Genomic DNA, 20,596 nt, shown 5'->3' on the forward strand with positions numbered 1-20,596 from the left:
GTGACGGTTTCCTTCGGTGGCAACCGCGCGCTGGACGGGGTCGGCATGACCGCCGAGCCCGGCCGAGTCACCGGGCTCATCGGGCCCAACGGGGCAGGGAAAAGTACCCTGTTCGACGTCGCGTCCGGGCTGCGCAGACCGTCCTCGGGGCGGGTGTTCCTCGGCGACCGCGACGTCACCCGGATGCGCCCCTCCGCCCGCGCGCACTGCGGACTCGCCCGCACGTTCCAGCGACTGGAGCTGTTCGGCCGGCTCAGCGTCCGCGACAACCTGCTCGTCGCCGCGGAACTCGGCCCCGAACGGCCGCGCGCGGTCGCCGCGGTCACGGAGATCCTCGACCGGCTCGGCCTCACCGGCATCGCCGACACCGCCCCGGACACCCTGCCGACCGGTGTCGGCCGACTCGTCGAGGTCGGCCGGGCGCTGGCCCTGCGCCCCAAGGTGCTCCTCCTCGACGAACCCGCCGCCGGGCAGGACGCCGAGGAGACAGAGCGTTTCGCCGCACTCCTGCGCTCCCTCGCCGACGACGGCACGGCGGTCGTCCTCGTCGAACACGACATGAGCCTCGTCATGAGCGTCTGCGACGACGTGTACGTCCTCGACCTGGGGAAGGTCATCGCCGTCGGCCCGCCCGCGGTGATCCGCGACGACGAGACGGTCCTGGCCGCCTACCTGGGGGACGCGTGAACGCGCTACTCGAACTGCGCGGGATCCGCGCCGCCCACGAACGGATCACCGTCCTGCACGGAGTCGACCTGGGCGTCGCCGCCGGCGAGGTGGTGGCGCTGCTCGGCCCCAACGGTGCCGGAAAGACGACCACGTTGAGCATCGCGGCGGGCGTCCACCCGCCGGAGTCCGGCCAACTCCTCCTGGGCGGACGCGACATGACCGGTGCCGCTCCGCGCGACCTGGCGCGCGCCGGTGTCTGCCTGATCCCCGAGGGCCGCGGGGTGTTCCCCAACCTCTCGGTGCGCGACAACCTCCTGATGATGACCTACACCGGCCGCAGCCGCGCCGAGGTCGAGGAGATCGCCTTCAGCCGCTTCCCCGTGCTCGCCCGATGTGCCTCGCAGCCGGCCGGCACCATGTCCGGCGGCGAACAGCAGATGCTCGCCCTGGCGCGCGGGCTTGTCACCGACCCGGCCGTCCTGCTTCTCGACGAACTCTCCATGGGGCTGGCCCCGTTGGTGGTCGCCCGGCTCTACGAGCAGGTCGCCGAGATCGCCCGGCAGGGCGTGGCCGTCCTGGTCGTCGAGCAGTTCGCCGCCGCCGTCCTCGACATCGCCGACCGCGCCGCCGTCCTGGTGCGCGGACGCATCCAACGGCAGGGCCACCCCGACGACGGGTTGCGCGCCGAACTGTCCGCTCTCTATCTCGGGAGTTCCGCATGACATCCACCGAGCCACGTGCGGACCGCTTCGTCCGCGAACTGACCGAACTGAAGATCCCCGACCCGGCCGCCGCCCGCTCCGGGCTCTGGCTGCGCCTCGGCGGCGCCCTGATGGCCCTCGGCCTGATCCTCGGCGCCTCCGGCTACCTGGTCGCCCACAACACCCTCGACCCTCTCGTCCAGAACGACGGCCTCGCCCTCGGCCTGGCCGGAATCGCCGCGGGCGTGGTGGGCTCGGCGCTCTTCCTGCGCTACTCCCTCACCGGCTTCCTGCGGTTCTGGATGGCCCGCCAGTCCTACGACGTCACCCTCCTCGCCGAAAGCCTGCGCGGACCGGACCGGCTGCACGACCCGGAGTGACTCCGGGAGACGACAACTCCGGTCGTCCGGTCGGCGCAACGACCCCGCGCCCCCGACCATCCCGCGCCCCCGACCCTCCGCTCGAAAGGCACCCAGGCCATGACCACTCCGGCATCGACGCTGCGCCCAGGCAGCCAGCTCGCCAGCACCGCCTGCGGCACCCGGGTGGTCGTGATCCGGGCCCCTGCGGACGGACAGCCCCGACTCACGTGCGCAGGTGCCCCCATGGTGCCCGCGGCCTCCGCACCGCAGGTCAAGGACACCGGCTCGGGCACCCTCATCGGCAAGCGGTACGTGGATGCCACGGGCACCCTCGAACTGCTCTGCACCGCTTCCGGGGCGGGCGAACTCGCCTGCGACGGCACTCCGATGGCCGTGAAGGCGGCCAAGCCGCTGCCTGCATCCGACTGAACCGAACTGAACCGAACCGAGGAGTGGTCATGCCGCAGGGCGATGAGGGAGATCAGGGCGGTCGGGACGACCTGGTCCTGACCGAACGGGTGGGCAACGTCCTTGTGGCCACGATGAACCGGCCCGAGGCACGAAACGCCCTGAACCCGGAGCTCCTTCACGAACTCTCGACGACACTCAAGGAGGCGGACGCCGATCCCGCCGTCCGGGCGATCGTCCTCACCGGGGTGGGCGCTGCCTTCTGCGCCGGCATGGACCTGAAGGCGTTCGCGCGCGGCGCCCGATTCGACGGCCTGCTCTGGTTCTACCGCGAGGGCGTCGCCACCCCGGTCGTCGCGGCCCTCAACGGATCCGCGGTGGCCGGCGGCTTCGAACTCGCCCTGGCCTGTGACCTGGTGGTCGCCGCCGACACCGCGTCCCTGGGAATCGCCGAGGTGAAACGCGGCCTCTTCGCGGCGGGCGGCGCCACCACCCTCGCCGACCGCGTCCCACTCGCCGTCGCCCTGGAAATGGGCCTCACGGGCGAACTGGTCACGGCGGCCAGGGCCCGGGAGATCGGCCTGGTCAACCGGGTCGTCCCGGCCGACACAGTCCGCGCGGAGGCGCTGGCACTTGCCGAACGGATCGCCGAGAACGGCCCGTTGGGCGTCGCCATGACCAAGAAGCTGATGCGGGAACGCCGTTGGGCCGAGCCGGCAGAGATCGAGTCGGTGTTCCGCAGCGCCGACGCGACGGAGGGAGCGAGGGCGTTCGCGGAGCGAAGGCCACCGGTGTGGACAGGAGAGTGACGGGGCACGGCGCCCCCGTTGACGGGCGCGGGGAACTGTGCGACCAGCCACAGGCGGCCCGGAGGTTCGATACAGCCCCGCCCGCGGAGATCTACTCCCCCTGCACGACCTCGTCGACCAGCCCCCACCGAAGCGCCTCCCCGGCGGTCAGAGCCTCGCCCGACAGCGCCAGATACGCCGTACGCTCCCGCCCGATCCGCAGCGGCAGACTGGCCGTGCCGCCCGCACCCGGAATCAGTCCCATCTCCACCTCCGGCAGCCGGATCACCGTATCCGGCGCCGCCCGCACCCGCCCCGCGAACGCTGGCAGCTCGATCCCCGCCCCGACGCAGGCGCCGTGCAGATGTGCCGTGACCAGCGCACCGCACCGCTGGAGCAGTGCGGCCGGGCTGCGGTGGACGCGCACCAGGTGGGCCTGTGCGGGATCCCTGGCCGTGCCGAACTCGCTCAGATCCCCGCCGGCGCAGAAGGCCGGCCCGTTGCCGTAGAGGTCGACGCGGGTGATCGACGGGTCCAGCGCGGCGACTTCGAGCGCCTCGCACAGGGCGTCCCGGGTGCCGGCGTCCATGGCGTTGCGAGCCTGCGGCCGGTCGAGGGTGATGGCGAGCCGGTCGCCGTCACGGGCCAGCCGTACCGGTGCGGGGGAGGGGCGCGGCGTACGCGGGGGTGCCGAGTCCAGCCAGGCGCGGAAGACGGCGGACGCCTGGAGCGTGGAGTAGGCGAGCGACTCGGCCACAAGACGGTCGGGCGGCGCCAGCGCCGGACCCATCCGCAGGACCTGCGTCAGGGCGACCGAGGCGGCGGGACGGTCCGCGACGATCTCCGCCAGCCGGCGGGCGGTGGCGCGCGGGTCGGCGCAGCCCACCCAGGGGCGCGGCGGATCGGGCTCGGCGGTGAGGAGGACGTCGAAGCCGCCGTCGGCCCCGGTCGGTTTCTCCGAGACGCCTACGAGCACCCGCCCGGTCACGCCCCTCGTTCCCGGGCCGAGGCCGGGGCTCGGTCCACGGTCGAGGTCGACGAGGAGGAAGGGGGAGGGCAGGGTCACGACCGGAGTGTAATTTGGGGCTACCTCGCAGGAGAAGGGCGTTTGGCCATTGGAGAATGACGCTCTCGACGACTGGATGGGCTCGGTCGACCCGTACCTCCCGCCGCTGGCCTCGGTCGCGAAGGAGTTCACCGCTCTCACCGGCGTGCCCGTCGACCTCCCCACGGCCCTCTTCCTCCGCGCCCGGCTGGTCGGGCACACCGTCCCGGGCCGGACATCGGCGGGCGGCTCCTGCCACCTCCTCGAAGCGGCCGACGGCTGGACCGCCGTGAACCTCGCCCGCCCCGACGACCTGGCCGCCGTTCCGGCTCTCGTCGCCCTCCTGGACGGGGCGGAGGGAGAGCCCCTCCAGGAAGTGGTGCGCCGGACACCGGCCGCCAGTGCCGCGGCGAGTGCGCAGCTGCTGGGGATCGCGGCAGCGGAGCACGCCTCCGTGAGCGGCGCCCCGGTGCGCACCGAGCGTCTCGGCGAACAGCGCGTACGCGACACGGCCGCCCTCCGTGTCGTCGACCTGTCGGCGCTCTGGGCGGGCCCGCTGTGCGCACGCCTCCTGGGTCTGGCGGGCGCCAGGGTGGTCAAGGTGGAGAGCACGACCCGCCCGGACGGCGCCCGCGCCGGGTCGCCCGCCTTCTACCGCTGGCTGCACGAGGGCCACGACAGCCTGGTGCTGGACTTCGCCCCGGGCGCGCTCGCCGAGGTGATCGCGGGGGCGGACATCGTCATCGAGGCATCCCGGGCGAGGGCGTTGCGCCGGCTCGGGGTCCACGCGGAGGAGTTCCTCGCCGCCCGTCCGGGCCGGGTCTGGGTGAGCATCACCGGGTACGGCAGGGACGACGACCGCATCGCGTTCGGCGACGACGCTGCCGTCGCCGGCGGCCTGACCGGCCTCGACAGCCGGGGCGACCCCGTGTTCCTGGGCGACGCACTCGCCGACCCGGTCACCGGCATCCACGCCGCCCACGCCACCGCCCGCTCCCTCGCCACGGGGGGCGGCGAGCTGCTGAGCCTCGCCATGTCGGCCTGCGCCGCCTCGCTGGTGCCGTCGCCGTGCTGATCAGGAACGTCGAGATCCGGGGCGCCGGGCGGGTGGACGTGCGTGTCCGGGACGGGCGTATCGCCGAGATCGGGGAACGGCTGGACGGGCGGGACGAGCCGGACGCCGTCGACGGACACGGCGGCGCGCTGCTTCCGGGCCTCCACGACCACCACGTCCACCTCGCGGCGCTGGCCGCCGACGCCGCCTCTGTCCGGGTCGGCCCGGCGGACGTCACCGGCCGGGACGGACTCGCCGCGGCCCTGCGCGGCGGGGCGCCCGGCCAGTGGGTGCGGGCCGTCGGCTACCACGAGAGCGTCGCGGGCGAGCTCGACCGCTGGACCCTCGACACCCTCGCACCGGACCGGCCGGTCCGTGTCCAGCACCGGACCGGCGCGCTGTGGGTGTGGAACAGTGCCGCGCTGCGGGCGGCCGGGCTGGAGACGGGAGGGGGCGACGGGCGGTTCTGGCGCGAGGACGAACGGCTGCGCGCGTACGCACCACCCGTGCGGCTGGACCTGGAGGGTGTGGGGAGCAGAGCGGCGGCGCTCGGCGTCACGGGGTTCACCAACGCCGATCCGCATCCGGCGGACGGACTCCTCGATCTGCTGTCGGTACTGCCGCAGCGGCTGCTCGTCATGACGGTCGACGCGCCGGTGAAGCTGATGCTCGACGACGCAACGCTGCCAGCCCCGGCCGAACTCGCCACCAGAATCGCATCGCTCCGGCCACGCCCGGTGGCCGTCCACTGCGTGACCCGGGTGCAGCTGCTGGTGACCCTCCTCGCGCTGGACGAGGCCGGCCCGGTCGACGGCGACCGCGTCGAGCACGCGTCCGTCGTCCCGGCCGAGACCATCCCCTGGATCAGGCAGCTCGGTGTGACGGTCGTGACCCAGCCGCACTTCCCCGCCGAACGGGGTCACGCCTACGCCACCGACGTGGACCCCGACGACCGCCCCCACCTCTACCGCTGCCGGTCCCTGGCCGACGCGGGCATCCCCCTCGCCGCCGGCACCGACGCCCCCTACGGAACTCACGATCCGTGGGCCGTCATGCGGGCCACCGTCGAACGCGCCGGGGGAGAGGCCCTGACCCCGCAAGGGGCTCTCGACCTGTTCACCGGGGAGCCCCGACACCCCGCGAGGGCACGGCGACTGACGGTCGGCGAGGCCGCCGACCTGTGCCTGCTCCACGTACCCCTGCGGGAGGCACTCGACGTGCTGACGGCCGACACAGTAAGGGCGGCGTTCGTCGCCGGAGACCGCATCACCGCACCCGGGTGAGGAGGCCCGTCAGACGCTGTACCCGCCGTCCACCCCCAGCGCCTGCCCCGTGATGAACCCCGCGCGCTCCGAGGCGAGGAACGCCACCGCCTCCGCGATGTCCGTCGCGGCCCCGAAGCGGCGCAGCGGGATGTTGCGCCGGGTGATCGCCAGTGCGGCCTCGTCCAGTTCGCCGGAGGCGATCAGGCGGGCGGCGATGCCGTCGTTGAGCATGCCGGGCGCCACGCAGTTCACGCGGACCCCGTACCGTCCCTCCTCCGCCGCGAGCGCCCGGGCGACCGCCTCGACGGCGCCCTTCGTGCCCGCCGACAGGCCGTCCCGTACCGGGTAGCGCCGGGTGGCCACCGTCGTCACGGCCACGATGCTGCCCCGGGTCTCCCGCAGCCTCGGCAGCGCGGGATGGACCAGGTTGAAGAACGCCGCGGCGTCCGCGTCGAGTTGCGCACGGTACTCGCTCGGGGTCACCGTGCTGAGATGCCGCATCGGTACGTGGGGACCGGCCGCGTACACGACCGTGTGCAGCCCTCCGAACGCCTCGGCTGCCTCGGCCACCGCCCCCGCCGTGGCCAACTCGTCCCCCAGGTCCAGCCGCAGGGCCAGCACTTGGCGGCCGTACGCCTTCACCTCGCCGGTGATCGACTCAGCCGCCGTCTCGTTGCCGCGGTAGGTGAACGCCACGTCGCTGCCCCGCCCGGCGAGCGTCCGCACGATCTCCGCACCGATGCCGCCGGTGCCGCCCGCGATGAACGCGGCGCCCGTCCGGCCATCGAAGTCAGCTGTCCCGGAATCCCGCATCACAGTCCCAACGACTTGGCGATGATGACCTTCATGACCTCGCTCGTCCCGGCGTAGATACGGGTGATGCGCGCGTCCGTGTAGAGCCGGGCGATGGGGTACTCCTGCATATAGCCGTATCCGCCGAAGAGTTGAAGGCAGCGGTCGACGGCCCGGGCCTGCATCTCCGTGCAGAACAGCTTGACCTTCGCCGCGTCCGCGCCGGACAGCCCGCCGTCGACGAGTTCGAGGACCGCACGGTCGAGCATCATCTGAGCCGCCTCCAACTCGGCTGCCACAGAAGCGAGTTCGAACTTGGTGTTCTGGAAGGCGGCGACCGGTTTCCCGAAGACCCGACGCTCCTTGACGTACTCGACCGTCGTGTCGAGGGCTGCCCGTGCCTGCGCGACCGAGCCGACCGCCACCGTCATCCGCTCCTGCGGCAGGTTGTGGCCCAGGTAGCCGAATGCGGCGCCCTCCTCGCCGAGCCGGTTGGCGACCGGGACACGGACGTCGTCGAAGGCCAGCTCGACCGTGTCCTGCACCCTGATGCCCATCTTCTTCAGCACCCGGCCCCGCGTGAACCCCGGCATGCCGTCCTCGACGACCAGCAGGGTCAACCCCGCCCGCCGGTCGTCCGGATCGGCGGCCGTCCGCGCCACCACGACCACCAGATCGGCCAGCAGACCGCCCGTGATGAACGTCTTCGTCCCGTTGAGGACGTACGAGTCGCCGTCCCGCACGGCGGTCGTCCGGATGCCCGCGAGGTCGGAGCCCGTGCCGGGTTCCGTCATGGCGACGGCCGTGAGGAGCTTGCCGGCGGCGAGGCCGGGGAACCAGCGGGCGCGCTGCTCCTGGTCGGCGTAGGTGAGGAAGTAGGGCAGGACGACGTCGAGTTGGGTGCGTACCGTGCCCAGGGTGACCAGCGCGCGGGCCGCCTCCTCCTGGAGGACCACGTTGTAGCGGTAGTCGTCCAGTCCCGCCCCGCCGAACTCCTCGGGGACGGACATGCCCAACAGGCCCAGCGAGCCGAGCTGTTCGAAGAGTTCGCGGGGCAGCCGTCCGGCCTCCTCCCAGTCGGCGTAGTGGGGGACCACCTCGTTCGCCACGAAGTCCCGCACCAGTCCTCGGAACGCCTCGTGGTCGGGCGTGAAGATGTCTCGGCGCACAACTGCTCCCGTCAGGAGGCGAGTTCGACGAGGGTGGCGTTGGCTGTGCCGCCGCCCTCGCACATGGTCTGCAAGCCATAGCGCAGGCCGCGCTCCCGCATGTGGTGGATCATGCGGGTCATCAGGACCGCGCCGGACGCCCCGAGCGGATGCCCCAGGGCGATGGCCCCACCCAGCGGGTTGAGGAGCGCCGGGTCGGCGCCCGTCTCGGCGAGCCAGGCCAGCGGTACGGGGGCGAAGGCCTCGTTCACCTCGAAGACGCCGACCTCGGACAGCCGGACGCCCGTCCTCCGCAGCAGCCGCCCGGTCGCGGGGATCGGCCCGGTCAGCATGAGCACCGGATCGGCGCCGACGACCACCCCCGCGCGGTAGTGCACGAGCGGCGCCAGACCCAGCTCGCGCGCCCTCCCCGGCGTCGTCACCAGCAGCGCGGCGGCGCCGTCGGAGATCTGGGAGGCGTTGCCCGCGTGGATCACACCGTCGTCCTGGAAAGCGGGTCTGAGCCGCGCGAGGCCGGCGGCACTGGTCCCGCGCCGCACGCCCTCGTCGGTCCCCACGGTCAGGTCGCCGACGATCACCGGCACGATCTGTTCCTCGAACGCCCCGGAGTCCAGAGCCGCCGCGGCCCGCTCGTGCGAGAGCGCCGCGAACTCGTCGAGCCGCGTCCGCGTGAACCCCCATTTCTGCGCGATCCTCTCGGCGGACACCCCCTGATCGAACGAGAAGTCCTGGTAACGCGCGAGGACCTGGGGCCCGTACGGCATCCCGGAGGCCCGCGCCGAACCCAGCGGAACCCGGCTCATCACCTCGACCCCGCCCGCCACGACGACGTCCTGCTGCCCCGACAGCACGGCCTGCGCGGCGAAGTCCAGCGCCTGCTGACTCGACCCACAGGCCCGGTTGACCGTCGTACCCGGAACGCTCTCGGGCCAGCCCGCCGCGAGCACCGAGTAGCGGCCGATGTTGCTCGACTGGTCGCCGACCTGCGCGACACAGCCCCAGACGACATCGTCGACGACACCGGGATCGATGCCCGTCCGCTCGGCCAGCGCGTTCAGGACGAGGGCGGACAGGTCGGCCGGATGGACGCCCGCGAGCCCGCCGCCGCGCCTCCCGACGGGAGTGCGCACCGCCGCCGCGATCACCGCTTCACGCACTACGGCCTCCTGACCGAAGGGGCGCCGGGCGTCGCCGGGTCGGTTGTCGCCCTGTTGGTCTGCGGACCGGTTCCGGGCACCGCCCACCGCCCGTCGAAGAACGGCTCCCGCTTCTCCACGAACGCCGTGAACGCCTCCGCGACGTCCGCGGTGGCGAAGTTGACCCCCTGGGCGCGAGCCTCGTTCGCGAGCGCGTCGCGCAGTGTGCGGTCGGCACCCTCGTTCAGCAGCGCCTTGGTCTGCGCGAGGGCGACGGGCGCACCCGCCACCAGCCGCGACCCGAGAGCGTCGACGAAGGAGTCCACCTCGTCCGCCGCCACCACCCAGGTCACCAGCCCGAGCGCCCGTGCCTCCTCGGCACCGATCGTCTCGGCGAGCAGCGCGAGCCGCTTGGCCTGCTGCAGCCCGACCAGCTTGGGCAGCAGCCAGGAACCTCCCAGGTCCAGGGAGAGTCCGCGCCGCGCGAAGATCTGCGAGAACCGTGCCTCCGGCGTGGCCACGACGAGATCGCAGCCCAGCGCGAGATTCCACCCGGCTCCGACCGCGACACCGGTCACCCTGGCGATGGTCGGCACCGGCAACTCGTGCAGTTGCAGGGCGATGTCGCTCAACGTCCGCATCCGGTACAGAGGGTGGACGCTGCCCAGCCCACCCGAGATGTCGGCTCCCGAGCAGAACGCGCCCCCGGCCCCCGTGACCACCAGCGCCCGCACGTCACGATCACGCCCCGCGTCCGTCAACGCGTCCCGCAACGCGGCCCACAACTCCGCGTCGAGGGCGTTCTTCCGGTGCGGCCGGTTCAGCGTCAAAGTCCGTACGCCGTCCCGGTCGTCGCACAGCAGCACGGGTTCCGTGTCGCTCACGGCGCTCCACCCCCGCCCGTGTCCGTGCCCGTTCTCTCGCCCCGCTCGTCGACGCCCAACTCGGCGAGTACGGCCGCCGTGTGCTCGCCGAGCGCCGGAATCGCGCCCATCGGCTGCTCGTAACCCGAGATCACCGGCGGTGGAAGCAGCGCGGAGATCGGCCCGTACGGTGTCCCGACCTCCCGCCACCGGTCGCGCGCCTTCAGATGCGGGTGTGCGACCACCTCGCTCGGCTTGTTGAACCGCGAGTTGCCGATCCCGGCGGCGTCCGCGCTGCTCTGGACGTGCGCGAGTTCATGGCGGGCGCACCAGGTGCTGATCTCGGTGTCCAGGACGGCCCGGTGGGCGACCCGGCCGGGCGTCGTGGCGAACCGTTCGTCGTCCGCGAGGTCGGGCCGGTCCAGCAACTCCCGTGCGAACCGCTGCCATTCACGGTCGTTCGTCGTCCCGAGGACGACGGTGTGACCGTCGGCCGTGGCGTACGCCCCGTACGGTGCCACCGCCGGCGACCCCATGCCCCAGGGCTGCTGGTCGACGCCCGAGTGCTGGGTGTACGTCAGCGGATAGCCCATCAGCTCCGTCATGGTGTCGAACAGGCTCACCGCGACCGACGCCGGACCGCCGCGCCGCCCACGCCCCCGCTCGTACAGCAACGCCATGATGGACAGGGCCGCGTACAGCCCGGCGCACACATCGGCCATCGGCGGCCCGGGCTTGGCCGGAGCCCCGGGCAGACCCGTCACCGCACACGCCCCCGCCTCGGCCTGGACGAGCAGGTCGTAGGCCCGCTTGTGCGAGAGGGGGCCGCCGGGACCGTACCCGTCGATCTCGACCGCGATCAGCTCCGGATGCCGTACGGCCAGGTCGGCGGGGGCGATGCCCAGTTTGGCCGTGGTGCCCGGTGTGAGGTTGGAGACGAGGACGTCGGCGCGGGCGAGCAGCCGGTGCAACACCGCCATTCCCGCGGGTGACTTGAGATCCAGGGTCACCGACTCCTTGCCCCGGTTGATCCACACGAAGTGTGCCGCGAGGCCGTTCACCACGTCGTCGTAGTGCCGGGCGAAGTCGCCGCCCTCCGGGTTCTCCACCTTGATGACCCGGGCGCCGAAGTCTCCGAGGGTACGGGTGCACATGGGTGCGGACACGGCCTGCTCCAACGTCACCACGGTGACGCCGTCGAGCGGTCCGACGGCCCTGGCCGGGACGGCTTCGTCGCCCATGTCAGGCCTGCGCTTCGAAGCGGGCGCGCAACTCGTTCTTGAGGATCTTCTGGCTCGCGTTGCGCGGGAGCCGGTCGGTGAAGCGGACGTGGCGCGGCACCTTGAAGTTGGCCATCTGCTCGCGCGCCCACTCGACGACGTCCTGCTCGCCGACCTCGTGGCCCTGCTTCGGGACGACGAAGGCGCAGCCGACCTCGCCGAGCCGCTCGTCGGGCACCCCGATCACGGCGACCTGCGCGACGGGCTCGTAGGCCAGCAGTAGTTTCTCGATCTCGGCCGGATAGGCGTTGAATCCGCCGACGATGTACATCTCCTTCTTCCGGTCGACGATCGAGAGATTCCCGGACGCGTCGAGCCGCCCGATGTCCCCGGTGTGCAGCCAGCCCTCACCGTCGATCGTGACGGCGGTCGCCTCGGGGTCGTCCCAGTACCCTCGGGTGACGTTGTATCCCCGGACGAGGATTTCGCCGTCCTGTTCCGCCGCGAGTTCCTGACCCGCCTCGTCGACGATCCGAACCTCGACGTCCGGGATGACGCGGCCGGTCGTCCGGGCCACCGTCTCCGCGGAATCACCGATGCGCGTTGTCGTCACGAGTGCGGACGACTCGGTCAGCCCGTACGCGCTCATCACGATGTCGAAGGACAGCTCCGACTTCATGGCGCGGATCAGCGACTCCGGAATGGTGGTGCCGCCCGTCATGGAAACCCGGAGCGACGAGAGATCGTGTCCGGAGCGGTCGGGGTGGTTGATGAGGTCGTGGAAGATCGTGGGCGGGCCCAGGAGAATGCTCACGCGTTCCCTGCCGATGATCTCCAGCGCCTTTCCGGGATGGAACACCGGCATCGGAATGACCGTCACCCCGTGCAGGAAGGAGGCCAGCCAGCCGGCCTTGTAGCCGAAGCAGTGGAAGAAGGGCGGAATGACGAGAAACCTGTCGCCGCGCCGGAACGTGTACTCCTCGGCCATCCAGCCGTACGCCCGCAGCGACTGGCCGTGGGTGAGGACGACCCCCTTGGGATGGCCCGTCGTACCGGAGGTGAACATCACGTCGGAGATGTCGTCAGGGGTGAGCCGCCCGATCGTCTTCCCGGCCGTGGCGGCGGGGACGACCCCGCCGGCCCGCAGGAATTCCGTCCACGACAGATCCGCGGCACCCTTCGCGCCGAGAACCGACACCGTCCTGCGGAGCGCCGGAAGCCCGGGGTCGTGCTTCAGCAGCCCGGCGACGCAGTCATTGCCGAGGAAGGGGGCAGCGAACACCGCCTTCGCTCCCGACTTGCGCAGAATGTAGGAGATCTCGCCCGCCTTGAAGCGTGTGTTGAGGGGGACGACGACACCTCCCGCGCCCTGAATACCGAGTGCGGCGAAGATCCATTCCGCGGAATTGGGGGCGCAGAGTCCTACCCGGTCGCCTTCCTCGATCCCCAGCGCGACGGTGGCTCTCACCGCCTCCACCATGCGCTGTTCCAGCTCACGGAAACTCCACCGGCGGTCCTCGTCGATCAGCGCGGTGTCGTCTCCGAAGCGCTCGGCGGCCAGCCCGACGGCATGGGGAATGGTCAGGAATTCGTCGTCGTATCGCATCGAGAGGGCTCCAGTGCTCAAGGCCGGCCGGACGAAGGCAGATGCAGGACCCGTTTCGCGATGATGTTCCGCTGGATCTGGGAAGTACCGCCGTACACCGACGCGGCCCGCGAATACAGGTACTCGCCGAAGATCTCGCCGCCGTCCTCGGCCAGTTGCTCCGGGAACACCTTGAGCGCCGTCTCGTACAGGCGCTGTTCGGCCCTCGTCATCAGGAGCTTGTCGATGGACGACTCGGGGCCGGCGACCTGCCCGCCCAGGCGTTCGGCGGTCCGGCGCCGGGCATGCGCCACCAGGACCTCGTAGTCCACGTAGCACTGCCCGACCTCGGAGCGCAGTCCGTCCGGGAGTGTGCCGGCCCGCTCCCGGACGGCGGACCGCAGGCGTTCGACGAGCAGGCCGTACTTCGACAGATGGCCGGTGTCCAGGGCATTGCGCTCGTACGACACCGTCGTCATCGCCAGCGGCCAGCCGTCGCCCTCGGAGCCGACCCGTTCGGACTCCTCCAGGCGGACGTCGTCGAGGAACAGCTCACAGAACTCGTCGTCCCCGTTGGCCGCCCGCAGCGGCCGTACGGTCACGCCCGCGCGGTCCAGGGGAAGCGCGAACGCCGTGATCGAACGGTGCGGCGTGCCCTCGCGGTCCGTGCGGGCCAGGAGCAGGCACAGGTCGGAGTACTGGGCGTAGCTGGTCCAGAGCTTCTGGCCCCGGACCACGTAGTGGTCGCCTCGACGCTCCGCGAAGGTGCTCATCCCGGCGAGGTCCGAGCCCGCACCCGGCTCGCTGAACCCCTGGCACCACACCTCGTCGCCCGCCAGCATCCTCGGCAGCATGCGCAGCCGCTGATCCTCGGAGGCGAACTCCAGCAGAGCGTGCGCGAGATAGCCGATCCGGGGGACGCCGGGCGCCCGGCAGGCCCCCAACTCGTCACTGACCGACACCTGGTGAAGGGCCGTCAGACCACGGCCGCCGTACCGCTCCGGAACATCGAGGCCGACCCAGCCGCCGGAGTGCAGCAGCCGGTGCCAGCGAAGCAGGAAGACGGGCACGGGTTCGTCCACGTGCCGTTCAGGGAGCGGGTGTACGGCCAGCCAGGCGCGGAACTCCGTGCGCAGCCGGTTCAGGTCGGCCGGGTCGCCGAAGTCCAGCGGTGTGCCGCTCATGGTGCCGCCTCCGGTTCGGCCAGCACCGTCAGCAGATCCGCAGTCGTGGCCAGCACCGTGGCGCCCACGCGGACCTTGCGCAGATACAGGTGCGCGACGTGCTCCCACGTCTGCGCGATCCCGCCGAACACCTGCGTACCGGCGTACACCGCCTCCACCGCCGACCTGTTCACCTCGGCCTTCGCGACCCGCGCGGCGGCCAGCGCCCGCTGCGGCGACTCGTGGTCGAGACACCAGGCGGCATACCGGGTCGCGCTCGCACAGGCCTCCACGAGCACCGTCGCATCGGCGAGCAGATGCTGCACCGCCTGGAACGACCCGATCGGACGGCCGTACTGGGCGCGCTCCCGCGCGTACTCCACACTCTGCGCGACGAACGACCGTGCCGCGCCCACGAGTTCGGAGGTCACGACGATCAACGTGTACGCCTGCCAGTGCCGGTGTCCGGCCGGGTCGAGCCGTCCCACCACACGCCCCGCGGGCTCCGCCGTACGGATCGCGCGCAACAGGTCCACGCCCGGTGCCGCCGGGCCCAGCCCGGACACGGTCACCGTCCCGTCGGGCAGCACGCACAGCGCCTCGTCCGCGCCCTCGCTGTCCCACGCGACGAGCGGGGAGGAGCCCGCCGCGGGGAAGCGAAGGTCGCGGGCGAGGGCGATCGTCGGGGTCGTACCGGGCGCTGCGGGTGTCCCCAGCAGGCGGAGCAGCTCGGGGGCGAGCAGGACCGTACCGAGCAGGGAGGTGGGCAGCGGGAGGCTGCCGTGCTCCTCGGCGAGCAGCGCGCACTCCTGCACGGTGGCGGCCGGGGGAGTGGACCGCCGCAGTTCGCCCAGTCCCAGCTCGCCCAGTGCCTCCTGCGCGGCGGCACCGGCGGAGGGCTTGACGTCGTCGGCGGAGCCGACGCGGAACCGGGCGGCGAACGATCGCAGCAGGTCGCGTACGAGCACGAACTCCTCGGTCTCCACGGCCTATCCCTCCCCGCCGTTCGACCGGCGCTCCGCCCGCGACGCCAGTTCGCCGACGATCCGGATGTGGTCGGGGCTGGTCATCGTGGCCCGTTCCGCCAGCAGGGCCGCCTCCATGCCGCCACGGGTCGCCTGTTCGACCACCACGGCCAGCGCCGCCTTCGTCGCCCGCAGCGCCTCCGGGGGCTGAGCCGCCAGCCGGTGGGCCAGCGTCAGCGCCTCCTGGCGGAGGTCGGCGGCCGGTACGACCCGGTTGGCCAGGCCGAGTCGCACCGCCGTCGCGGCGGGAATGCGATCCCCGGTGAAGAGGTACTCCTTCACCCGGAGCAGGCTCGTGAGCAGGGGCCAGAGGGTGACTCCGCCGTCGCCGGCCACCAGGCCCACCGAGATGTGCGGGTCCGCGAGGTAGGCGTCGTCGGCCATCAGCACCAGGTCGCAGCCCAGTGCGAGGCTGCAACCGAGGCCCACCGCCGGGCCGTTGACCGCCGCGACGACGGGCAGCGGGAAGCGGATCATCTCCGTCTGGATCGTCCGGTCGAGGCGGATCGACCGTTCCCGCAGTTCGGGGTCGGTGTGATGGCGGCGCAGATGGCCGAAGTCGCCGCCCGCGCTGAACGCCCGTCCCGCGCCGGTGAGAACGACGGCCCGCGCCTTGGGATCGTCCGCCAGCTCCCGCCACACCTCGGCGAGTAGCCGGTGCAACTCCTCGGAGACCCCGTTGAGGCTGTCGGGCCTGTTCAGGGTGACGACACGGACATCGCCGTCGGCGGTCACGGTCAGGACGGAGTCGGCCTCGCCCATGCGCACCCTCTCCCTTGCCACTGGTAGCGCCGGTCGGTCGACCTCGGATGCTAGTAAAGGTCAGACCGAAAGTGAAGAGTGCTGTTCGCGTTGAATGGAAATGTCATTCTCGCACAGGCCGAGCTCTTCCCGGGAGGGGGCGGGAGCGCTCTGTCAGTCGTCGCCCGGTTCGGGCAGACCCACCCGCTGCCGCTGGTCCACCTCGGCCGCCGCGCGGGCGAACCCGCACACGTGCCGGGTCATGCGCCGCATGGCGGCGGGCCCGTTCTGTGCCCGGATCGCCTCGTTGATCCGCGCGTGCGCACGGGCGGTGACCTCGCGGATCTCCGTGTCCATGAACCGGTCGATGTCCGTGGCCGCGTAGATCGACTGCGAGAGCGCGGTCATGAAACCGATCAGCAACTCGTTGTCGCCCGCCTTCGCCACGGCCGTGTGCCAGCGGACGTTGGCCCGCAGAAAGCGCGGGACGTCGTCGTCGGCGGCCAACAACTCGGCGTGCGCGGCGTCGAGTTCGGTCAGATCGGCCGGCGTACGCCGCTTCGCGGCCAGCGCGGCGCACGTCGGCTCGATGGCCTCGCGCGTCTCGTGCAGCGCCTCCAGTCTGATCTGCTGCCCCCGGATGACCAGCCGTACCGTGTTCGTCACCGACTCGTGGCCCGGCCGGTGCACGAAGGCGCCGCCGCCGCGGCCCGGCCTGATGCGCACCAGCCGTTCGACTTCGAGGATGCGCAGTGCCTCGCGCACCGTCGCCCGGCTCAGCCCCGTCTGGTCGACCAGTTGACGCTCCGGCGGCAGCGCCATCCCCTCGGTGAACTCGCCGGAGAGGATCCGCTCACGCACCTCGGCGGCCAGCACGTCCGACGCCTTGGGCACCCTCACCACGTCGAAGCGCGGGTCACTGGCGGAATGTCCGGCGCTCTGCACGGGTCAGGCCTCTCGTCGGCGGCACCACTTCGGCCGGACCATTCAATACGGGACGCGCGCCGCCTGTCACATGACATGTCCGCCCTCCCGTCACATGACCAGGCCCCCGTCCACCGGCAGCACCTGCCCGGTGATGAAGGACGCGGCGTCCGAGGCGAGGAAGACGAAGCTCCCGGCGATCTCCTCGGGCGTCGCCCAGCGGCCCAGCGGGATGCGCGCGAGCATGGGAGCCGCGAACTTCTCGTTGGTGCGGATCGTCTCCGTCATCGGTGTCGCGGCGAGCGGTGCCAGCGCGTTCACCAGGATCTGCCGGCGCGCCAGTTCACGCGCCAGCGACTTGGTGAGCCCGACGACGCCCGCCTTCGCGGCGGAGTAGTTCACCTGACCGAGCGTCCCGACGAGACCGGCCGACGACGTCACGTTGATGATCCGCCCCGTGCCGTCCTCCGGGAGGAAGGGCAGCGCCGCCTGGGAGCAGTGGAAGGTCCCCATCAGATGGATGTCGACGATCCGCCGGAAGTCGTCCTCCGCCAGCTTGTCGAACATGGCGGGCGCGGTGACCCCCGCGTTGTTGACGACGATGTGCAGCGTCCCGCCCGCCAGTCCGGCCGCCCGCGCCGCCGCGGCATCGGCGGCGGCCCGGTCACGCACGTCGAGGGCGGCGCTGTCCGCCGTCAGTCCGGCGGCGCCGATCCTCCCGGCGACGGCGGCAGCCGCGTCCCCGTCCACGTCCGTCACCAGCACGGCGGCCCCGGCGCGCGCGAGCGCCTGGGCGACAGCGGCGCCGATTCCGCCCGCCGCCCCGGTGACCAGCGCGGACCGGCCCGCCAGACCGAACAGTCCACTGTTGTCGCTCATCACTGACTCCCCATCGAAGCGGCACGGCCGGGCGGTGGCCGACGGTCACCCACGGCCGTCAGTAGCTCCTCGGCAGCCCCAGCACATGGGAGCCGAGATAGTTGAGGATCATTTCCTGGCTGATCGGCGCGATCCGCATCAGCCGCGCCTCACGGAAGTAGCGGGCCACGTGGTACTCCTCGGAGTAGCCCATCCCGCCGTGCGTCTGCAGCGCCCGGTCCGCCGCCGTGAACCCCGCGTCCGCGCACAGGTACTTGGCGGTGTTGGCCTCACGCCCGCACGGCCGCCCGTGGTCGTACAGCCAGGTCGCCTTGCGCAGCACCAGCTCGGCCGCGTCCAGCCGGGCCAGCGAGTCCGCGAGTGGGAACTGCACGCCCTGGTTCATGCCGATGGGCCGGTCGAACACGACCCGCTCCTTGCCGTACTGAACAGCCTTGTCGAGCGCCACCCGCCCGATGCCCAGCGCCTCGGCGGCGATCAGCATCCGCTCCGGATTGAGCCCGTCGAGGAGATAGCGGAACCCCTGGCCCTCCTCGCCGACCCGGTCCTCCACGGGCACCCGCAGGTCGTCGATGAACAGCTCGTTCGAGGTGACGGCGTTGCGGCCCATCTTCGGGATGGGGCGGACGTCGACGTGGGCGCGGTCGAGATCGGTGAGGAAGAGCGTCATCCCGTCGGTCTTCCTGGCGACCTCGCCGATCTTCGACGTCCGCGTCAGCAACAGGATCTTCTCCGACTCCATCGCCTTCGAGATCCACACCTTGCGGCCGTTCACCACGTAGTGGCCGCCGTCCCGGCGCGCGTACGTCGTGATGCTTGTCGTGTCCAGTCCTGCCCCCGGCTCGGTCACGCCGAAGCAGACGTGGAGGTCGCCGGTGGCGACACGGGGAAGGGTGCGGCGCTTGAGCTCCGCGGAGCCGTGCACCACCACGGGCTGCATCCCGAAGATCGACAGGTGGATCGCGCTGGCCGCGTTCATCCCGCCGCCCGACCGCGCGACCTCCTCCAGGAGCAGCGTGGCCTCGGTGATGCCGAGGCCGTGGCCGCCGTACTCCTCGGGGACCGTGAGCCCCAGCCAGCCGCCGCGCGCGACGGCGTCGTAGAACTCGGCCGGGAACTCGTGGTCCCGGTCCTTCTCCATCCAGTACCGGTCGTCGAAGTCGCGCAGGAGTCCGGCGACGGCCTTGCGGATCGTTTCCTGATCTTCGGTCAGCTCGAAGTCCACAGTCCGAACGCCTCCCGCAGCCTCGGTGGCGTCGAAACATATCAAAGGTCAGACCGAAGTGACAGACGGCTGTCGATGGTTGCGGTACTGGTGTGACGGGTGTGCTGACTTCATGCCGGGCTTCGTGATGTCATGCCCCTGCCGACCAAGTCGTCGAGCCGCCGAGTCGATGAAGGGCCCCCGTAGATGCCGACCCCCCGCACCGCTCTGCTCACCGCAACAGCCGCCTTGGCGACGGCGGTTGCCGCCCCCGCACCTCCCGCAGCCGCCGCCCCCGTTCCGGCCGCCGGCGCCTACTACGTCCAGAGCGCCACCACCGGACTCAACGCCGCCGACGACGCCGGAGCCGTCGAACAGCACCGGCCCAAGGGGAACGAGGACCACCAGCAGTGGACCCTGCGCGCGAGCGGAACCTCGTACCTCCTGGAGAGCACCGACACCGCGGGCTCCTGCCTCGGCCGCTCCGGTGACCAGGCCAGGACCGTCGCCTGTACGAGCGCCGACGCGGCCTGGGAGATCACTCCGTCCGGCACCGACCAGTACACCCTCAAGGCTCCGGGGACCACCCGCTACCTGACGGTCGCCGCCAAGCCGTCCGGCGCCAACTACCCCGACCAGCTTGCCGTCGGCGGTGCGGGCGGCCTGGCCGCCTGGTACCTCACCCCGGTCGCCCCCACCGTCGCCCCGATGCCGCCCGCCGACCAGCGGACCCTGGACCAGGTCACGTTCCTCACCGCACACAACGCCTACGCCAACGGCGTCGACGGCGGCTTCGCCCCGCCCTTCGTGAACTTCGTCCCCAACCAGTCGCGTGGCATCAACCAGCAACTCGCCGACGGGGTGCGGGGGTTCATGCTGGACATCCACCAGACCTCCGACGGCGCGATCCTCTGCCACAACAGCTGCACCCTCGTCGGCAGCCCGGTCGCCCTCTGGGTCGACCTCCAGCGGATGGTCGACTTCCTCAAGCAGAACCCCACCCAGGTCGTCACCGTCTTCCTGGAGGACTACGTCGACCCCGGCGTGCTGCGCGGCGAACTCGCACGCGTCAGCGGCCTGTCGGACGTCCTCTACCGGCCCGACCAGACCGGCGTACGCCAGAACGGCTGGCCGAAGATCGCCGATCTCGTCGCCGCCAACGACCGGCTGCTGATCTTCACCGACCACAGCCGCTCCGCCGACCAGACCGCAGGCCTCACCCGCGACACCTTCGGTGTGATGTACCAGCGCGAATGGACCGTGGAGAACTACTGGTCCATGGGCGGCGGCATCGGCACCTCCGACTGGTCCTGCTACAGCCGTTGGTACGGCGCCGACTCCAACACCCCGCTGACCCGCACCGAGGGCGCCTTCAAGCCCCTCTTCGTCATGAACCACTTCCGGGACGTCGCGATCGCCTCCACGGCGTCGAACGACAACACCAAACTCGCCGACCGGGCCCAGCGGTTCTGCCGGCCGGCCGCCCGCAAGAAGCCCAACTTCCTCGCCGTGGACCGCTACGACCTGGGGGATCCGGCCTCGGCGGTGGCCACGCTGAACACCTACGTGTATCCGTAAAGGACCTTCCAAGAGTCGGTACGGA

21 protein-coding genes are annotated in these 20,596 nt (G+C 71.7%); 8 read left to right on the plus strand and 13 right to left on the minus strand.

The features are described from left to right. The 5 genes from OG595_RS40720 (at nucleotide 1) to OG595_RS40740 (ending at nucleotide 2,949) form a co-directional block, all read left to right on the plus strand. A complete protein-coding gene (locus tag OG595_RS40720) occupies nucleotides 1-687 on the plus strand; it encodes an ABC transporter ATP-binding protein (RefSeq protein ID WP_329281166.1) in 687 nt (228 codons plus the stop codon). Further along, a complete protein-coding gene (locus OG595_RS40725; RefSeq protein WP_329281167.1) occupies nucleotides 684-1,391 on the plus strand; it encodes an ABC transporter ATP-binding protein in 708 nt (235 codons plus the stop codon). Before OG595_RS40720 ends, OG595_RS40725 begins: the two co-directional genes overlap by 4 nt. Beyond that, on the plus strand, nucleotides 1,388-1,750 hold the full coding sequence (locus tag OG595_RS40730) for a hypothetical protein (protein WP_329281168.1): 363 nt from the start codon (nucleotides 1,388-1,390) through the stop codon (nucleotides 1,748-1,750). Before OG595_RS40725 ends, OG595_RS40730 begins: the two co-directional genes overlap by 4 nt. 99 nt (nucleotides 1,751-1,849) lie before the next feature. After that, a complete protein-coding gene (locus tag OG595_RS40735) occupies nucleotides 1,850-2,161 on the plus strand; it encodes a hypothetical protein (protein ID WP_329281170.1) in 312 nt (103 codons plus the stop codon). 29 nt (nucleotides 2,162-2,190) lie between these two features. Next, nucleotides 2,191-2,949: an enoyl-CoA hydratase-related protein gene (locus OG595_RS40740; protein ID WP_329281172.1), complete on the plus strand. Its 759-nt coding sequence runs from the start codon at nucleotides 2,191-2,193 to the stop codon at nucleotides 2,947-2,949. 91 nt (nucleotides 2,950-3,040) lie between these two features. On the opposite strand, the gene OG595_RS40745 is transcribed toward OG595_RS40740, so the two are convergent. Next, nucleotides 3,041-3,994: an enoyl-CoA hydratase/isomerase family protein gene (locus tag OG595_RS40745; RefSeq protein ID WP_329281175.1), complete on the minus strand. Its 954-nt coding sequence runs from the start codon at nucleotides 3,992-3,994 to the stop codon at nucleotides 3,041-3,043. Between the two features lie 49 nt (nucleotides 3,995-4,043). Here OG595_RS40745 and OG595_RS40750 point away from each other — a divergent pair, with 49 nt between their 5' ends. Next, nucleotides 4,044-5,048: a CoA transferase gene (locus OG595_RS40750; protein WP_329281177.1), complete on the plus strand. Its 1,005-nt coding sequence runs from the start codon at nucleotides 4,044-4,046 to the stop codon at nucleotides 5,046-5,048. After that, complete coding sequence (locus OG595_RS40755; protein WP_329281179.1) at nucleotides 5,042-6,310, plus strand: amidohydrolase family protein; 1,269 nt, start codon at nucleotides 5,042-5,044, stop codon at nucleotides 6,308-6,310. Before OG595_RS40750 ends, OG595_RS40755 begins: the two co-directional genes overlap by 7 nt. 9 nt (nucleotides 6,311-6,319) lie before the next feature. Here the strand turns inward: OG595_RS40755 and OG595_RS40760 are convergent, their stop codons facing one another. From OG595_RS40760 to OG595_RS40815, 12 genes are all read right to left on the minus strand, one after another. Continuing rightward, nucleotides 6,320-7,105: an SDR family NAD(P)-dependent oxidoreductase gene (locus OG595_RS40760; protein WP_329281181.1), complete on the minus strand. Its 786-nt coding sequence runs from the start codon at nucleotides 7,103-7,105 to the stop codon at nucleotides 6,320-6,322. Then, complete coding sequence (locus tag OG595_RS40765; protein ID WP_329281183.1) at nucleotides 7,105-8,253, minus strand: acyl-CoA dehydrogenase family protein; 1,149 nt, start codon at nucleotides 8,251-8,253, stop codon at nucleotides 7,105-7,107. Before OG595_RS40765 ends, OG595_RS40760 begins: the two co-directional genes overlap by 1 nt. Nucleotides 8,254-8,264: 11 nt before the next feature. Further along, on the minus strand, nucleotides 8,265-9,410 hold the full coding sequence (locus OG595_RS40770; protein WP_329281185.1) for a thiolase family protein: 1,146 nt from the start codon (nucleotides 9,408-9,410) through the stop codon (nucleotides 8,265-8,267). Continuing rightward, nucleotides 9,410-10,273, minus strand: a complete 864-nt coding sequence (locus OG595_RS40775; protein ID WP_329281187.1) for an enoyl-CoA hydratase/isomerase family protein — start codon at nucleotides 10,271-10,273, stop codon at nucleotides 9,410-9,412. Before OG595_RS40775 ends, OG595_RS40770 begins: the two co-directional genes overlap by 1 nt. Next, on the minus strand, nucleotides 10,270-11,493 hold the full coding sequence (locus OG595_RS40780) for a CaiB/BaiF CoA transferase family protein (RefSeq protein ID WP_329281189.1): 1,224 nt from the start codon (nucleotides 11,491-11,493) through the stop codon (nucleotides 10,270-10,272). The genes OG595_RS40775 and OG595_RS40780 overlap by 4 nt, the downstream gene beginning before the upstream one ends. Nucleotide 11,494: 1 nt before the next feature. After that, nucleotides 11,495-13,078 (minus strand): FadD3 family acyl-CoA ligase, encoded by a 1,584-nt coding sequence (locus tag OG595_RS40785; protein ID WP_329281191.1) that lies wholly within the window; start codon nucleotides 13,076-13,078, stop codon nucleotides 11,495-11,497. A gap of 17 nt (nucleotides 13,079-13,095) precedes the next feature. Further along, the gene (locus OG595_RS40790) at nucleotides 13,096-14,241 is read right to left on the minus strand and encodes an acyl-CoA dehydrogenase family protein (protein ID WP_329281193.1); all 1,146 of its coding nucleotides are present in this window, start codon (nucleotides 14,239-14,241) and stop codon (nucleotides 13,096-13,098) included. Further along, nucleotides 14,238-15,206, minus strand: coding sequence for an acyl-CoA dehydrogenase family protein (locus tag OG595_RS40795; protein WP_329281194.1), 969 nt, complete (start codon nucleotides 15,204-15,206; stop codon nucleotides 14,238-14,240). The genes OG595_RS40790 and OG595_RS40795 overlap by 4 nt, the downstream gene beginning before the upstream one ends. Before the next feature lie 3 nt (nucleotides 15,207-15,209). Continuing rightward, nucleotides 15,210-16,007 carry an enoyl-CoA hydratase/isomerase family protein gene (locus tag OG595_RS40800; protein ID WP_329281196.1) on the minus strand — a complete coding sequence of 266 codons (798 nt, stop codon included), beginning with the start codon at nucleotides 16,005-16,007 and terminating at the stop codon, nucleotides 15,210-15,212. 153 nt (nucleotides 16,008-16,160) lie between these two features. Beyond that, on the minus strand, nucleotides 16,161-16,931 hold the full coding sequence (locus OG595_RS40805; protein WP_329281197.1) for a FadR/GntR family transcriptional regulator: 771 nt from the start codon (nucleotides 16,929-16,931) through the stop codon (nucleotides 16,161-16,163). Nucleotides 16,932-17,021: 90 nt separating this feature from the next. Then, nucleotides 17,022-17,789 carry an SDR family NAD(P)-dependent oxidoreductase gene (locus OG595_RS40810; protein WP_329281199.1) on the minus strand — a complete coding sequence of 256 codons (768 nt, stop codon included), beginning with the start codon at nucleotides 17,787-17,789 and terminating at the stop codon, nucleotides 17,022-17,024. A gap of 58 nt (nucleotides 17,790-17,847) precedes the next feature. After that, the gene (locus OG595_RS40815) at nucleotides 17,848-19,014 is read right to left on the minus strand and encodes an acyl-CoA dehydrogenase family protein (RefSeq protein WP_329281201.1); all 1,167 of its coding nucleotides are present in this window, start codon (nucleotides 19,012-19,014) and stop codon (nucleotides 17,848-17,850) included. A 186-nt stretch (nucleotides 19,015-19,200) separates the two neighbouring features. Here OG595_RS40815 and OG595_RS40820 point away from each other — a divergent pair, with 186 nt between their 5' ends. Next, entirely contained in the window at nucleotides 19,201-20,571 is a 1,371-nt protein-coding gene (locus OG595_RS40820) for an RICIN domain-containing protein (protein ID WP_329281202.1), read from the plus strand. Nucleotides 20,572-20,596 lie beyond the last annotated feature (25 nt).

This window comes from Streptomyces sp. NBC_01451, from assembly GCF_036227485.1.
GTDB lineage: Bacteria > Actinomycetota > Actinomycetes > Streptomycetales > Streptomycetaceae > Streptomyces.